Annotated in this window: 15 protein-coding genes; 7 read left to right on the top strand and 8 right to left on the bottom strand. The window is 65.0% G+C overall.

The annotated features are described in order from the left end of the window. Nucleotides 1-38 precede the first annotated feature (38 nt). The 3 genes from smpB (at nt 39) to LSQ66_RS10360 (ending at nt 1,807) form a co-directional block, all read left to right on the top strand. Nucleotides 39-488 (top strand): SsrA-binding protein SmpB, encoded by a 450-nt coding sequence (smpB, locus tag LSQ66_RS10350; RefSeq protein WP_231769694.1) that lies wholly within the window; start codon nt 39-41, stop codon nt 486-488. Between the two features lie 93 nt (nt 489-581). Continuing rightward, the gene (locus LSQ66_RS10355; protein ID WP_231769695.1) at nt 582-1,268 is read left to right on the top strand and encodes a hypothetical protein; all 687 of its coding nucleotides are present in this window, start codon (nt 582-584) and stop codon (nt 1,266-1,268) included. Next, entirely contained in the window at nt 1,268-1,807 is a 540-nt protein-coding gene (locus LSQ66_RS10360) for a FlgO family outer membrane protein (RefSeq protein ID WP_231769696.1), read from the top strand. Before LSQ66_RS10355 ends, LSQ66_RS10360 begins: the two co-directional genes overlap by 1 nt. Here LSQ66_RS10360 and LSQ66_RS10365 read toward each other — a convergent pair. Both LSQ66_RS10365 and LSQ66_RS10370 read right to left on the bottom strand, forming a co-directional pair. Then, nucleotides 1,804-3,282 (bottom strand): alpha/beta hydrolase, encoded by a 1,479-nt coding sequence (locus LSQ66_RS10365; protein ID WP_231769697.1) that lies wholly within the window; start codon nt 3,280-3,282, stop codon nt 1,804-1,806. The genes LSQ66_RS10360 and LSQ66_RS10365 overlap by 4 nt on opposite strands. A gap of 40 nt (nt 3,283-3,322) precedes the next feature. Continuing rightward, nucleotides 3,323-4,171: an NAD-dependent protein deacetylase gene (locus LSQ66_RS10370; protein ID WP_231769698.1), complete on the bottom strand. Its 849-nt coding sequence runs from the start codon at nt 4,169-4,171 to the stop codon at nt 3,323-3,325. 79 nt (nt 4,172-4,250) lie between these two features. Here LSQ66_RS10370 and LSQ66_RS10375 point away from each other — a divergent pair, with 79 nt between their 5' ends. Beyond that, on the top strand, nt 4,251-4,937 hold the full coding sequence (locus LSQ66_RS10375; protein WP_231769699.1) for a TorF family putative porin: 687 nt from the start codon (nt 4,251-4,253) through the stop codon (nt 4,935-4,937). A gap of 73 nt (nt 4,938-5,010) precedes the next feature. Continuing rightward, nucleotides 5,011-6,144, top strand: coding sequence for a TIGR03118 family protein (locus LSQ66_RS10380; RefSeq protein ID WP_231769700.1), 1,134 nt, complete (start codon nt 5,011-5,013; stop codon nt 6,142-6,144). On the opposite strand, the gene LSQ66_RS10385 is transcribed toward LSQ66_RS10380, so the two are convergent. The 5 genes from LSQ66_RS10385 to ppsA all read right to left on the bottom strand — a co-directional run bounded on the left by LSQ66_RS10385 (nt 6,141) and on the right by ppsA (nt 11,642). Beyond that, nucleotides 6,141-7,268 (bottom strand): hypothetical protein, encoded by a 1,128-nt coding sequence (locus tag LSQ66_RS10385; RefSeq protein WP_231769701.1) that lies wholly within the window; start codon nt 7,266-7,268, stop codon nt 6,141-6,143. The two genes, LSQ66_RS10380 and LSQ66_RS10385, sit on opposite strands and share 4 nt — an antisense overlap. Before the next feature lie 13 nt (nt 7,269-7,281). Continuing rightward, on the bottom strand, nt 7,282-7,701 hold the full coding sequence (locus LSQ66_RS10390; RefSeq protein ID WP_231769702.1) for a DUF4259 domain-containing protein: 420 nt from the start codon (nt 7,699-7,701) through the stop codon (nt 7,282-7,284). Between the two features lie 3 nt (nt 7,702-7,704). After that, the gene (locus LSQ66_RS10395; protein ID WP_231769703.1) at nt 7,705-8,655 is read right to left on the bottom strand and encodes an SPFH domain-containing protein; all 951 of its coding nucleotides are present in this window, start codon (nt 8,653-8,655) and stop codon (nt 7,705-7,707) included. 28 nt (nt 8,656-8,683) lie between these two features. Continuing rightward, nucleotides 8,684-9,103 (bottom strand): NfeD family protein, encoded by a 420-nt coding sequence (locus LSQ66_RS10400; RefSeq protein WP_231769704.1) that lies wholly within the window; start codon nt 9,101-9,103, stop codon nt 8,684-8,686. 100 nt (nt 9,104-9,203) lie between these two features. After that, nucleotides 9,204-11,642, bottom strand: coding sequence for a phosphoenolpyruvate synthase (gene ppsA / locus LSQ66_RS10405; RefSeq protein ID WP_231769705.1), 2,439 nt, complete (start codon nt 11,640-11,642; stop codon nt 9,204-9,206). A 145-nt stretch (nt 11,643-11,787) separates the two neighbouring features. On the opposite strand from ppsA, the gene ppsR reads away from it, so the two are divergent. Together ppsR and LSQ66_RS10415 are read left to right on the top strand one after the other, a co-directional pair. Continuing rightward, nucleotides 11,788-12,636: a posphoenolpyruvate synthetase regulatory kinase/phosphorylase PpsR gene (gene ppsR, locus LSQ66_RS10410; protein WP_231769706.1), complete on the top strand. Its 849-nt coding sequence runs from the start codon at nt 11,788-11,790 to the stop codon at nt 12,634-12,636. A 117-nt stretch (nt 12,637-12,753) separates the two neighbouring features. Next, entirely contained in the window at nt 12,754-13,350 is a 597-nt protein-coding gene (locus LSQ66_RS10415; RefSeq protein WP_231769707.1) for a phosphatase PAP2 family protein, read from the top strand. A 7-nt stretch (nt 13,351-13,357) separates the two neighbouring features. On the opposite strand, the gene LSQ66_RS10420 is transcribed toward LSQ66_RS10415, so the two are convergent. Further along, nucleotides 13,358-15,223 carry a patatin-like phospholipase domain-containing protein gene (locus tag LSQ66_RS10420; RefSeq protein ID WP_231769708.1) on the bottom strand — a complete coding sequence of 622 codons (1,866 nt, stop codon included), beginning with the start codon at nt 15,221-15,223 and terminating at the stop codon, nt 13,358-13,360. Nucleotides 15,224-15,450 lie beyond the last annotated feature (227 nt).

The raw sequence follows: 15,450 nt of genomic DNA on the forward strand, positions 1-15,450 counted from the left end.
GAAAGACCATAGTTTAACCGACCCGCGCCATTTACCCCATGACCATTGCCGATAACCGCAAAGCCTTCCACGACTACTTCATCGAAGACCGCTATGAGGCGGGCATTGTGCTGGAAGGCTGGGAAGTCAAGGCGATCCGCGACGCGCGCGTGCAGATCAAGGAAGCCTACGTTACGATCCGCGATAACGAACTTTACCTGTTTGGCGCGCATATCAGCGCACTGCCCACGGCGTCCACCCATATCAGCCCGCAGGCCGTGCGCACGCGCAAGCTGCTCCTGCACCGCCAGGAGATCGACAAGCTCATCGGTAAGGTGGAGCGCGCGGGCTATACCCTGGTGCCGCTGAACCTGCACTACAAGGGCGGACGCGTGAAATGCGAGATCGGCCTGGCCAAGGGCAAGAAGCAGCACGACAAGCGTGCCGCGGAGAAAGACCGCGACAGCGCCCGCGAAGTGGCTTCCGCGATGAAACAGCACAAGCGCTGAAAGCCGTCGCTTCGCCGCCACGCCAAATTTCCAAATAGAAACACCCCATGTTACACTCTGTCAGCTAATTTTCTGCTGCTGGAGAGTGTTTTCATGGTCAAACATGCCGCAATCGCAACCCTGGCCGCCGCCGCGCTGGCCGGTTGCGCCGTGCCGTATTCCCCGGTGCCCGTCGCCACCAATTTCCCGAACTCGGGCCAGGAGAAACTGCAGGCCGCTGCGCATTGGGACATCATTGCGAACGACCTGGAACACAAGCTGGCCGAAAAGCTGCGCAAGCAGCCGCCGCGCCCGGTCTACCTGGCCGATCCCGCGGCGACGGCCACGCCCTTCCAGCGCGCCCTGCATACCAGCCTGGTGTCGGCCCTGGTGAACGACGGCTTCAGCGTGTCGCGCAGCCCGGCCGGTTCGCTGAAGGTGGAGATGGATGTGCAGGCCGTGACCTTCGCCGAGAACCGTACCCAGTTCCGCTATACCGGCGGCCCGCTGGCCCTGGCCACCGGCATCTGGGTGCTGAGCGATATCGACCCTGTGACTGGCGTGCTGGGCGCCGTTGGCGCGCATGACCTGTACCGCTACCACACCAGCATCTTCTCGCCCGGCGCCACGCCGAAAACGGAGATCATCGTGACCGTGTCCGTGGGCGACCAGTTCCGCTACTTCGCCCGCACCACCTCCGCCTACTATGTGGCCGACGAGGACCGCGCCCTGTACGGCATCAAGGATGAACCGAAAGACGCCCAGATGACCAAGGTATTCAAAGTGCGGGGAGACCGCTGATGCGCAAGCTTGCCCTGCTGCTGCCGCTGCTGCTGCTGGCCGCCTGCTCCACCACGCCGCCGAAGGAAGAACCGAATTACGCTACCGTGGCGTCCAACCAGTTCGTGGCCGCCAACTACAAGGCCGCCGATACCTTGCTGGCGCAGCTGAGCGGCCGCCTGCTGGCCGAGAAGCCGCTGATCATGGCCACCGTCGTCAATATCGACGCCCTGGACCAGACCTCGACCCTGGGCCGCCTGGTTTCGGAGCAGATCTCCACCCGCCTCTCGCAGGGCGGCCTGAAGATGATCGAGATGAAGCTGCGCAATAACGTCTACCTGAAGCGCAACCAGGGCGAACTGATGCTGACGCGCGAGATCGGCGAAGTGGCGCAGAACCACAACGCCCAGGCGGTGGTGGTGGGTTCCTACGCCGAAACGAGCGATATGGTGTTCATCAACATCAAGGTCGTTCAGCCGCAGAACAACTTCGTCCTCGCCGGGCACGACTACGTGCTGGCCAAGGAAGGCATCGTCCGCTCGATGCTGCTGCAGCGTTAAGCTCCAGGCGCGAAAGCCGGTTTCACGAACGCTGGAACCGGCAGCGTCACCTCTCCCGGCAAGTCCTTCATCTCTCCCGTTTTCAGGAAGCGGTACACGGCTTCCTTCACCTGGGGCGCTTCCCGCAGCAGGTAGAACGCGCCGTCATGCCCGCCCCGGTGCACAATAATCGCCTTCCCGTTCGGGAAGTAAGGCAGTTGCGCCAGCGTGTTGTCGACCGGCGTGGAGCTGTCCCAGTCGCCATGAATCAGCAGTACCGGAATGTCTGAGTGCGCCATGCGCCGGAAGCTGTCGCCCATGTCCGGCGTGGGCCAGGTTTCGGCGGCCGCCATGTAGGGTTCGAAGCCTGCGCTCCCGATCAAATGCAGCGCCGGATCGGAGCGCAGCTGCGCGGCGCGCTGCGGCGTCACGCCAAGGCTGGTGTCGATCAGCGGGCCAATCAGTTTCTGGGGCTGGGCCTGGCGTTCGGCGATCTCCTTGCGCGCCCAGCCTTCATAGTGCCCGTGGTACAGGGACAGAACGAAAGCGGGCCAGCTCCCGGCGTCGGAGGCCTCGTCCTGCAGCGCGCTCTGAAAGTCTTCGAGACCCAGCACGATGCGCTGGCTGTCCACCGTCACTTCGGCGGGCGCCTTCGCCAGGCGTTCGCGTACGGCATGGGCGGCCGCCATCACGCCGCCGGGCGGCAGGTAAGGCGCGAGGGCCGGATCGCGGTCGGCATCCGCCGCAATCCGCTTCATTGCATCCAGCAGCTGCGAAGGCATGTCGTAGCCGAAGTCCAGGGGCTCGACCGCTGCAAGCACGGCGCGCGCTACGATGCCGGGATGGCTGCGCATGACGGCAAAGCTCCATTGCGAGCCGAAGCTGCCGCCGAACAGCGTGATCTTGCCGTAGCCGAGGGCGCGGCGCACCGCATCCACATCGTCGGCACAGTCCTTGATGGTGTAGCCCGCCAGGTCCTTGCCGGAATTGGCAGCCACCGCATCGCGCGCGAACTGAATCGCTGCCTGGCGCCTTTGCCCGGCGGAGACAGGACGGTCGAGCGGCATGGCCTGCCCCGGATGCTGCAGCATCTCGCCGCGGAATGTATTGCCGCGCTGTTCGACCACCACCAGATCGCCCACTGCGCCGTAGGTGAGCCAGGAGCGCAGGCGGCTGCGCGCCGCCTCGCTCGTGCCATCGAAGGCATCCAGCACGGCGAGGCCGGGACCGCCCGGCAGCCAGAATACGGGCGGTGCGTTACCGGGCTGGCGCGCCTTGATGCGCGCGAAGCCAACGCCGATCAGGCGGCTTTTCGGGTTCGCCCGGTTCTCGGGCAGGTAGATGGTGCCGATTTCATAGGGCACGGCGCTGCCGTCAGCCGCCTTCACCGTTCCCTTCTGCATTTCGATATCGCCCGCCTTGCGGGCCGCGTGCGCCGGGCATAGCGCCAGCGCCAGGACCATTACAGCACCCACGTTCAGGAACCACAGTCTCATACTGTCTCCTTCGGCTAACGGTGCGGAAACTGTACGGCAATCAGAGCCGGGCGGCAAGCACCCCGGCGAGCCGGGGCAGGATCTCCTGCGCAGGCTGGGCCACCTTGAGGGAAATCAGGTCGTCGGCGCGGGTTTTGCCCGCGTTGATGGCGGCTATCGGTTTGCCAGCTTCGGCGGCCAGCCTGCAGAAGCGGTAGCCGGAGAACACCATCAGCGAAGAACCCACCACCAGCAAGGCGTCCGCCTCCCGCATGGCTTCCAGCGCGGCGGCGGTGCGCTGGGGTGGCACGTTGTCCCCGAAGAAGACCACGTCCGGCTGCAGCATGCCTGCGCAGCGTTCGCACGCCGGCACGGAGAAGTCGCCCAGGGTCTCCGGCTCGATGGAGGCATCGCCGTCGGGCAGGGGCTGGGCTGCGGCTTCCAGCATGAAGGGGTTGGCCTGCGCCAACTGCTGCTGGATCTCCGCACGGCGATAGACCGCAGCGCAGTCGAGGCAGCGCACGAGATGGATGTTGCCGTGCAGCTCGATCAGGCGCTCGCTTCCGGCCCGCTGGTGCAGGCCGTCCACGTTCTGGGTAATGGTGGTGTGCAGGTGCCCGCCCTGCTCCAGTTCCGCCATGGCATGGTGGCCGGGATTGGGCTGCGCCCCGGCAAGTACGGGCCAGCCCACCATGCTGCGCGCCCAGTAGCGGCGGCGCACGGCCTCGGAGCGGCGGAATTCCGGGCCCTGGATGGGCGGCTTGCCGCGCCGCACGCCTTCCTCGTCGCGGTAGCCGGGAATGCCGGATGCGGTGCTGATGCCCGCCCCGGTCAGGGCCAGCACGCGGCGGTGGCGCTGAAGGAAGCCCGCCAGCGCGTCAATGGATTCCGAGTGATTCATGGCCTGCATCGTATCACTGCCCGGTGCGTGCCGCCGGCCACCGCGTTCCGCTCAACAGTGCGGCGCCGAACGCTGCTACCATCGCTTCATGTCTCCCCAGCCTCCTCAGCCGAAACGCCTGTGCGCCCTGCCCGGCCTGCTGCTGCTCGTGCTTGCGGCGCCCGCCTCGGCCCAGCTCTCCGGCAGCGTTTCGGTTGTGACGGATTACCGCTTCCGGGGCGCGGTGCTGAGCGAGACCGATCCATCCCTTCAGGCGAGCCTTGCCTACGACAGCGGAACCGGCTGGTACACGGGCGCCTTCGCCGCGCAAACCCGGGTGTCGGACCGCGGCGGCGCCCAGCTGGTGGGCTATGCGGGCTATGCGAGGCGCATGGATTCCGGACTGAGCTGGGATGCCGGCGTCAGCGCCACCCGTCTTACCCAATCCGCCAGCAGCTACGCCGAGGCCTACATCGGCCTCAGCGGTGAACAGCTCAGCGCGCGCCTGAGCTACGCTCCCCACTACCTGGGCCGTTCCCTGCAGACGGTCTACGCTGAAGTGAATGCGGTGCAGCCGCTGGAAGGCGGGCTTTCACTGTTTGCCCATGCCGGTTTGCTGCATGGCATTTCGGGCCAGGCCTTCCGCCAGCGCGCCGACCTGCGCCTGGGCGCCGCCGCCCGCCTCGGCGACGCCACGCTTCAGCTCTGGTACGAACGCAGTTCGCGCCGCAGCCGCTACGGCGAGGAAAGCTATTCCCCTCACGCTCTCGTGCTCGGCGCCCGCTACGATTTCTGAGTCCGCATGAACCATTTGCCGCGGGTGGGGAATTCACAGTTTCCCTCAACCCGACCGGCAAGGAGAATCAATCATGGACTCGCAACGCAGGGCATCGCTCGGCCTGATGGGCCGGATGTGCCTGGCAGGTATGGCCGCCGCTGCAACGATGCTGCTGGCGAGCTGCGGTGGAGGCGGTTCGGACACGCCCATGGCCAGCCCCATGCCGCCGGCCCCGCCGCCTCCCGTCGTCACCCGTTTCGCCGTCACCAGCCTGGTGTCGGACTACAACGGCATTTCCGCCGCGCACACGGACCCGAACCTCGTCAACGCCTGGGGCATCGCCTTCAATCCGCAAGGTTTCGTCTGGGTCCCGGCCGCCGGCACGGACAAATCCACATTGTACGACGGCAACGGCGTGCCGCAGACGCTGGTGGTGGGAACGCCGCCGGAACCGACCGGCATCGTCTTCAACAGCACGCAGGACTTCAAGGTGGTGCAGAACGGCGTCACGGCCGCCAGCCCCTTCATCTTCTCGACCGAGAGCGGGCGCATTGCGGGCTGGGCGCCGTCGGTCAACCGCACCCTGGCGCTGGAGGCCTACAACGGCAGCGCGGAGAACAAGGTGTACAAGGGACTCGCCATCGGCAGCAGCGGCGGCGCGAACTACCTGTACGCCACGGACTTCCACAACAATCGTATCGACGTCTTCGACGCCAGCTTCCAGCCCGTTACGCTGGCAGGCGGCTTCCGCGACAGCGGCATTCCGGCGGGCTATGGCCCCTTCGGCATCCAGGCCATCGGGGACAAGCTGTACGTGACTTACGCACGGCACCAGGCCAGCGGCGACGACGATGAGAAAGGCGCCGGTTTCGGCTATGTGTCGGTGTACGACATGGCGGGGAATCTCCAGCGCCACCTGGTAAGCGCAGGCGCCCTGAATGCGCCGTGGGGGCTGGCCATGGCGCCCGCCAACTTCGGCAGCTTCAGCGGCAAGCTGCTGGTGGCGAACTTCGGCGACGGCAAGATCAACGCCTATGACCCCAACACTGGCGACTGGCTCGGCGTGCTCACGAAGGCGGATGGATCGGCCATCGTGATCGACGGCCTGTGGGGCATCGCTTTCGGCAACGGACTCAATGCCCAGCCCACCAATACCCTGTTCTTCACGGCCGGGCCATCCGATGAAGCGCACGGCCAGTACGGCCGCCTGGACATGGCGCCTTAACGGTCGCGGTAGCGCAGGGTGTTGATCAGCGTGTTGGTGAGGTCGATGTCGGCCAGGGCCTCGCCCGACACACGCAGGTAGCTGCGCTCGCGGATGCGCAGGAGCTCCTCCATCAGCTGCTCTTTGGGCAGCATGGATTGCACCAGGTCCGCGGGCTGAACGTCCTGGTAGCGGCCGTAGTTGGCGTAAATGTCCGCCAGGGCGGCGCGTGCGCTGGCTTCGTCCAAGCGGGGCTGCCTGCGCTGCGCTGCGCCCGCCTGCGGCGATTCGCGAAGCTGGTCTGCCAGGGCTTCGAAGGTGGCGGCGCGCGCCTGCGCCCGCAGTTCCAGGGCGAGGTCGCGCTGCTTGCCCTGCAGCTTGCGCGGGTCCAGCTTTTCCAGCTCGGCGCGGCCTTCCACGCCGCCTGCGCGCAGCATGAAGGTGGCGGCACGGGCAAAGATGTCTGCATCGTCGGAGGCCAGCAGGGCCGACACGGAGGGCACGCTTTCCGGCGAGCCTACCCACATCAGTATTTCGAGCACGCGCTTGGCTACCGCCTCGTCGCGCAGCAGGCCGCGCAGATGGCGCTCCGCCACCGCGCCGAACGGCCCGTAGAGATAGATGCAGACAGAGGTTTCATCGACGGTGTAGCCGTGCTGCGGCACGAACACCGTGACGCTCTTGCGCAGGAAGGCGCGGTCGATGAGCGGGAGCAGGCGCGCGTCCTTGTCCTGCGCGGCGGCGTGCGCGAAGCGGAAAAGCTGCTGGCTCTGGGCCGCTATCGCGGAAGATTCGGGGTCGATGGCAAGCAAGGCCTGCGTGGACAGGGCCTTGTCCGAAGGCTCGCCCTGGGCGCGGAGGAAGTAGCCCACGTCCAGCAGCATCAGCTGATTGGGCTTTGCCTTGCGCAGCTCGGCGGCGAGCTGGCTGCGCAACACGGGGAGAGCCGACGCCTTGTTGTCGCCGAAGTAGCGCCAGATATTGTCCAGCTGGCGGCGCTGCTCGGCGGCGGCCTTCTCGTCCGGCGCAGCCTGCATGGCGCGCATCTCGTTCAGGCGCGCGGCGGTATCCTGCTCGGCGGCCAGCGCGGCGGACATCGCCAGCGCAAGCACGGAAGCGCGGAGCGCCGTTTGTACTGCTTTCATTTCTTTTCCTTGCTCAAGCCTGCATGCGCGCGCGCAGCGCTTCCACGTCCGCGCGCCATGCCTCGTAATGCTCGCTATCCTGCCACAGCTCGCGCAGTTCGGAGCGCCCGGATAGCACCAGCTCCAGCACGCGCAGCGCCTTCTCGTGCAGGTCCGTGCGCAGCTTGAACTTGGGCTGCACGGCGGCCACCCATTCGTCCACCGCTTCAGAGTCCTCGTCCTGCAAGCCCGCCCTGCCCTCCAGCCGCGCCAGCGTTTCGACGGCGGCGAGGGCTTCCGCGCCGAAGGGCGCCTCCAGCTGGCCTGCCTCGCCCGCGCTCAGCGCGTTGTCCAGCGTGTCGGCGATGAAGTAGAGATCGTGCGACTCCTGCAGGTCCTCCGCCCAGTCCTGGGCGAAGTCGTTGCCGAAGACGGCGGTGGACCATGTACCCATGCCTCAGACTCCCGGACGCACGACGCTGCCGCTGGTCTTCTGCGTCTTCACCACCTGCATTGCCGTGGCAATGAGGCCGCTCATGTCGCCCAGGTTGGCAGGCACGATGAGCGAGTTGCTGGTCTTGGCCAGCTGGCCGAAGGCGTCCACGTACTGCTGGGCGACCTTCAGGTTCACGGCTTCCTCGCCTCCCGGCTCGCGGATGGAGGCGCCCACCTGGCGCAGCGCGGTGGCGGTTGCATCGGCGATGGCGACGATGGCGGCCGCCTCGCCCTGGGCGCGGTTGATGGCGGCCTGCTTCTCGCCCTCGGAGCGGGCAATGGCGGCCTCGCGTTCGCCGGTGGCGATGTTGATCTGTTCCTGCTTGCGGCCTTCGGAAGCAGCGATCAGGGCGCGCTTGCCCCGCTCGGCGGTGATCTGGGCCTGCATGGCGTGCAGGATCTCGTTCGGCGGCGTAAGGTCCTTGATCTCGTAGCGCAGCACCTTCACGCCCCAGTTGGCGGCCGATTCATCGATGGCGTTCACCACGGCGGCGTTGATGTGGTCGCGCTCCTCGAAGGTCTTGTCCAGCTCCATGCGGCCGATGACGGAGCGCAGCGTGGTCTGGGCCAGCTGGGTGATGGCGGCGATGTAGTTGGACGAGCCGTAGGAGGCGCGCATCGCATCCGTGACCTGGAAGTAGAGAATGCCGTCCACCTGCAGCTGGGTGTTGTCCTTGGTGATGCAGACCTGGGACGGCACGTCCAGCGGAATCTCCTTCAGCACGTGCTTGTAGGCGATGCGGTCGATGAAGGGCACCACGATATTCAGGCCGGGGCCCAGCGTGGCGTGGTATTTACCGAGGCGCTCCACAACCCATGCGTGCTGCTGGGGCACCACGTTGATGGTCTTGAAGACGAAGACCAGCGCGACGATGAAGATGATGAGGGTGACGCTGCCGAAACCGAATTCCATATTGTTGTTCTCCCTAGTGCGGTTGCTGTCAGGCGCCGACGATCAGGCGGCTGCCCCTTACTTCGACGATGCGGAACACGCCGGGCACAGGCGCTGCGTTGGGAGCCAGCTCCACGTCCCACATCGCGCCGCGGTACATGACGCGCGCCGTGCCATCCTGCCAGGCCGGCACGTTGATGCTCTGCCCCACATCCATATTGATATTGGGATCGCTCGCCGCATCCTGCTTTTCGGTCCTGCCGTAGCGGCTGCGGCGCAGCAGCACGGTGGCCACGATGCCCACCACGGCCGCCGCCAGCATCTGTCCCGGCAGGTCGACCCGCATGAAGGCCAGCAACGCGCCGGCCAGCAGCCCGATCGCGATCATGAGCAGATAGAAGGTGCCCGTGAACAGTTCGAGCCCCACCACCACGCCCGCCGCGATCAGCCACATGATCCAGTCAGCCATTCTTCAGTCTCCTCTCAAGTAAAAAAACCCTCGCAGCCCTGTGCGGGAAGCGAGGGTTTTCGTAACGATAGAAGAAAATTCCACCGTTGTGTTGCTTTTTTTACTTCTTCATCTCCGCCAGCTTCTGCCAGGTGTCGATGACCGAATCCGGATTCAGGGACATGGACTCGATGCCCTGCTCCATCAGCCACTCGGCCAGGTCAGGATGGTCGGACGGGCCCTGGCCGCAGATGCCGATGTACTTGCCATGCTTGCGGCAGGCCTGGATGGCCATGGACAGCAAGGCCTGCACGGCCGGGTCGCGCTCGTCGAAGTCCGCGGCCAGCAGTTCCATGCCCGAGTCGCGGTCCAGGCCCAGGGTGAGCTGGGTGAGGTCGTTGGAGCCGATGGAGAAGCCGTCGAAGTGCTCCAGGAAGCGCTCGGCCAGCACGGCATTGGACGGCACTTCGCACATCATGATGACGCGCAGGCCGTTCTCGCCGCGTTTCAGGCCGTTCTTCGCCAGCAGGTCGATCACCTTCTCGGCCTGGCCGATGGTGCGCACGAAGGGCACCATGATCTCCACGTTGGTGAGCCCCATGTCCTCGCGCACACGCTTGAGGGCCAGGCATTCCATGTTGAAGGACTCGGCGAAGTCCGGCGCGATGTAGCGCGCGGCGCCGCGGAAGCCCAGCATCGGGTTTTCCTCGTCCGGCTCGTAGCGCGAGCCGCCGATCAGCTTCTTGTACTCGTTGGACTTGAAGTCGGACAGGCGCACGATCACGGGCTTCGGCCAGAAGGCCGCCGCGATGGTGGCGATGCCTTCGGCCAGCTTGTCGATGTAGAAGGCCTTGGGCGAGGCGTGGCCGCGCGCCACCGATTCCACAGCCTTCTTCAGGTCCGCGTCGATGTTCGGGTACTCCAGAATGGCCTTGGGGTGCACGCCGATGTTGTTGTTGATGATGAACTCCAGGCGGGCCAGGCCCACACCGGCATTCGGCACCTGCTGGAAGTCGAAGGCCAGCTGGGGGTTGCCCACGTTGAGCATGATCTTGGTCGGCAGCGGCGGCAGTTCGCCGCGCGAGACTTCGGAAATCTCGGTTTCCAGCAGGCCGTCGTAGATGCGGCCCTCGTCGCCTTCGGCGCAGGACACGGTCACGAAGGTGCCGTCCTTCAGCACTTCGGTGGCGTCGCCGCAGCCCACCACGGCGGGCACGCCCAGTTCGCGGGCGATGATGGCCGCGTGGCAGGTACGTCCGCCACGGTTGGTGACGATGGCCGAGGCGCGTTTCATCACGGGTTCCCAGTTCGGGTCCGTCATGTCCGCCACCAGCACATCGCCCGGCTGCACGCGCTCCATTTCGGAAGGATCGTGGATCACGCGCACGGGACCGGCGCCGATCTTCTGCCCGATAGCGCGGCCCGAAGCCAGCACCGTGCCGGTGGACTTCAGCTTGAAGCGCTGCTGCGCGTCCGTGTGCTTCTGCTGCGACTTCACGGTTTCAGGACGGGCCTGCAGGATATACAGCTTGCCGTCGCGGCCATCCTTGCCCCACTCGATGTCCATCGGGCGGCCGTAGTGGCGCTCGATGATGACGGCGTACTTGGCCAGTTCCACCACGTCCGCATCGCTCAGGGAATAGCGGTTGCGCAGTTCGATGGGCACGTCCACGGTCTTGACCGAGCGGCCCGCCTTGGCCTCGTTCGTGAACTCCATCTTGATCAGTTTCGAGCCGATATTGCGGCGGATGACGGGCGATTTGCCCTGTTCCAGCATGGGCTTGTGGACGTAGAACTCGTCCGGATTCACGGCGCCCTGCACCACGGTCTCGCCCAGGCCATAGCTGGAGGTGACGAAGACCACGTCCTGGAAGCCCGATTCGGTATCGATGGTGAACATCACGCCCGAGGCGCCCAGGTCCGAGCGGACCATGCGCTGCACACCGGCGGAGAGGGCCACTTCGGCGTGGGTGAAGCCCTTGTGGACGCGGTAGGAGATGGCGCGGTCGTTATACAGGGAGGCAAAGACGTGCTTCATGGCGTCCAGCACGTTCTCGATGCCGACCACGTTCAGGAAGGTCTCCTGCTGGCCCGCGAAGGAGGCATCCGGCAGGTCTTCGGCGGTGGCGGAGGAACGCACGGCAAAGGACACCTCGGTCGCCGAATCGGCCACCAGGCGCTCGTAGAAGGCGCGGATCTCGGCCTCCAGGCGGGGCTGGAAAGGCGTGTCGATGATCCATTGGCGAATTTCGGCTCCGGCCTGGGCCAGGGCGCGCACGTCGTCGATATTGAGGTCCGCCAGGCGGTCCGCAATACGGTCTGCCAGCGGCTTGCCGCCGCTGACGGAATGGGACAGGAAGTCGCGGAAAGCCTGGGCCGTGGTGGCAAAGCCGCCCGGCACGCGCACGCCGGCGCCGGCGAGCTGGCTGATCATCTCGCCCAGGGAGGCGTTCTTGCCGCCTACCGACTCCACATCCGTCATTCTCAGTTCTTCGAATGAAGCTACATACGTTGCTTCGGTGCTCTGCTCCTTCAATGCTGCGTTAGACAAGTTGGTCATAATGACACCCTTACTGATGATAGAAATCTTTGCGTAGGGCATGCTCGACTTGTTTCTTGTTATTCTGAGCGTCGTACAGCACAATCTTACCGTTGCGGCCATTTTACAGCCTGCGGCGCAAATTGACGATTCACAATCCCTACGCATGAATACTGAGCAACGTCCCCCCCTGCCCGCCTCGGCCCGTACCGTCTTCTTCGTTTCCGATGGAACGGGCATTACCGCCGAGACTTTCGGCCACTCCGTGCTGACCCAGTTCGAGATGCGCTTCCGCCAGATCCGGCTACCCTTCATCGACACGGTGGACAAGGCCCACGAGGCGGCGCGCAAGATCAACGAGGCGGCGGCGGCCGACGGCCAGCGGCCCATCATCTTCTCCACCCTGGTGAAAACCGAGCTTTCCAGCGTGATCCGCAAGTGCACGGGCCTGCACATGGACCTGTTCCAGAGCTTCGTGGCGCCGCTGGAGCAGGAATTGGGCGTGAAATCGACCCACACCATCGGCCGCTCGCACAATATCGTGGATTCGGAGGAGTACAAGAACCGCATCGAGGCCATCAACTTCTCGCTGGCGCACGACGACGGGCAGTCGCACAAGAACCTGTCGGAGGCCGACGTGATCCTGGTGGGCGTGTCCCGCTCGGGCAAGACGCCTACGTCGCTTTATCTGGCCATGCAGTACGGGATCAAGGCCGCGAACTACCCGCTGATTCCGGACGATTTCGAGCGCCGCAGGCTGCCATCGGCCCTGTATGAGTTCAAGCACAAGATCTTCGGGCTCACGATCACGCCCGAGCGCCTGTCCGAAATCCGCAACGAGCGGCGCGCGGGCAGCAAATACGCGTCCATCGAAAACTGCCGCTACGAGGTGAACGAGGCGGAGATGATGATGAAGCGCGAAGGCATCCGCTGGCTCTCCTCCACCACCAAATCCATCGAAGAGATCTCCACCACGATCCTGCAGGAGATCAAGCCCAACCGCCGGGAATACTGATTCGGCTGAGTTTGAGCGGCATCATCTCAGCCGCGCGCCGCGGTGTTATCTAATGTGCAATACTGCCCCTGAGCTTGCCGGAACCGTTTCCGGCATGGCAAACGGAACGGAGCTGCCATGGAACACCTCAACTACACCCTTTTTACCCTGATCAACGCTCCGGCCGATCCTTCGCAATCGATGCTGTGGCTGGCGAAACTGTTCGGGATCTATGCCATCTACGCGGTGCCGGCGCTGATTGCCGTCGGCTGGCTGCGCGGCAGCGACGAGCGGCGCAAGGCCATGCTGATGGCGACGGCGGCTGCCGTGGTGGGGCTGTGCATCTCGAACGCCATCGGCCAGCTCTGGCCCCATCCGCGTCCCTTCGTGATCTCCCTGGGCCACACGCTCATGCACCATGATGCGGATGCGTCCTTCCCCAGCGACCACCTCACCCTGCTCTGGTCCGTGGCCTTTGCCCTCACGATCCGCAATCCGGGCTCGATGGCGAATATCGCGCTCGTGCTGCTCGGGTTCCCGGTCGCCTGGGCGCGCATCTACCTTGGCGTGCACTACCCGCTGGACATGGTGGGCGCGGCGCTCGTGGCCTCCGCGAGCGCCGCGCTGACGGCAAGCTGCGCGCCATGGTTCCTGCCAACGGTCTTCCAGCTGGCGACGCGGGTGCACCGCCATCTGTTCGCACGGTTGATCCGCTCCGGCTGGGTACAGCCCTGACGTTTGCTCAGGTCTGTTTCGGCGCAATCTCCAGCGTCGGCCGCGGGTGCGGCGCCCCTTGCGACAGGTCCGTTTCGCTTTCGCCCGCCGCAATGAGGTGCTGCCACAGCTTGTCTCCTGCCGCGCGCTGGGCGGGGCTGAGGCGGTAGGAGGAAGTCACGGCCTCGGGGTCGTTCCACAGACTGGCATAAGAAGCCTGCTGGCGGCTGTCGTTCCAGGCACGCGCAATGGCTGCAGACTTCTGTTGCATGAGGGCGGCCGTACTGCGCATCCGCACCCAGCGATGATTCAGCCATCCATTCGCCGACGACTCGGCGTCCAGGAAGCGCGCAATGATCTGCCGGGCCGCTTCTGTGCCGCTCTCGCTCATGGCATCGATGGATTCGGCCGGCATATTGAGATTCAACCCGCCCTCCTTCCGCGTGTGCATGATCTGCACGATGCGGTCGCGGTATCCCGGCGTGTGCTTGAGGCCCTCCTCACGCGCGATGCGGATGGTGCGGATCAGGGCGCCGAGGAAGCTCGCCGGAGACACCGAACCATCGCTGTTGTCGATATCGGCGTAGCCCCCGGTCAGGCCCTGCGCATTGTTCTTCGGCAGGCGCACGCGCGCGGAAGGCGGCGCGCCTTCCGCCAGCGAATTGTCCAGGGAGATGCCGAAGGTGGGCCGTGTTGGCAGCAGCGAGTCGAAGAAGTGAATGGGGAAGTTGCTGGTCAAGCCACCGTCCGAGAACCACACGCGGCAAAGCGTAAAGGCGCCCTCGCTCACGCCATCGCCTTCCACATAGCGCAGACGGTACAGGGGTATGGCCTGGAGCAGCACCGGGAAGCTCAGGCTGAGGCGCGCGCAGAACACGATGGGAAGATTGGCAGCATCTGGAAGAAAGTACAGGTCCCTGTCCTCTGCCTCGATGTGTTCATCCATCCTGCGCAGCAGCTCAATCGTTTTCGGGCTCGAATCGGCGACTGGGCGCGATGCCGCGCACATCGCCTGCACAATCCCTTCCGGAAAGAGCCGCCTGAGCTCCGATAGCCGGAACAGCAGGTCGCCGCTGTCGTGCGGCAGGCGGTGCGCCCTGAATTCGGACAGGCCGGTGCTCATGAAGGCCAGCTCGATCGAAGGCCTGGACTCCTGAAGGTCTCCAAAGGTGAGCGGCCGCGCTTCAGGCAGGCCGGCGATTTTCTGAACCAGCTGATGAAGCCATTCGGTCAGCGCGGGATGCTGCGCGCCCTCTTCTCCCATGCCGGAACAGATGCCGCCGTTGTTCCGGCTCAGGCCCGAAATCGCGGTACGCACAAAGCTGAATGCCGCTGCGGCGAGCGCGCCAAGCGGAAGCCACAGCACAAGGGATATCTGCGCAATGGGGTTGGTCACGAGGGCCCGCACCAGATCGGCCGCGCCGGACAGGCGCGCCAGCGCCAGATGAAGTGTGATGACTGCCGCCAGACCTGCGAGGGCGGATAGAGGAAAGTGGCGCAGCAGGCCCCATACAGCTGCCGCGACGCGTCCCACCGGACCTTTCCGGTTCAAGGTGGCTTCGACGACGGCAAAGTGGCGCCGCAGGTCGGCACAGGGCTGGAACAGCGAGAACAGATGCGACTTGCCGGAGTCGCCGGGGTCTTTCAGCCAGCCGGGCAGCCTGGCCAGTTCGTCGAAGCCGTCATCCGGCCCGCCGTGGGCGGCGGCATTGCGCTTGAACTGCGCAGCCGCCGCAGCGACGGCAGCAACCGCCCCGACACTGGTGCCGCCAATGCTGCGCAATGTGAAGCGCCTGGAGAGCTCCGCCACGAACGATGGGTACACCACGCCCGAGGTCACGCCGCCCTCCATCACGATATCGCATTCGTCAGGCAGATAGTCCGAGTGTTTCATGAGACCTCTTTCATGCGATGGAGGGATATCGCCTCATTATAGGCGAGCACCTGATCTCCCATACCCACCTGAAATGATTTCGACGGCCAAAATATCTCGATGCTCAAGCGAATAGCAGAGCGATTTTAGGCCGCCTCAACTTACGCTCAAACTCAACAGGAGCAGCGTATCCGCACTGCTAACCTGCCTTGGTTGCATGCCCAAATCACCTGAAGGAAAACGCGATG

It is taken from the genome of Massilia endophytica (genome assembly GCF_021165955.1).
In the GTDB taxonomy this organism is placed as follows: domain Bacteria; phylum Pseudomonadota; class Gammaproteobacteria; order Burkholderiales; family Burkholderiaceae_D; genus Rugamonas; species Rugamonas endophytica.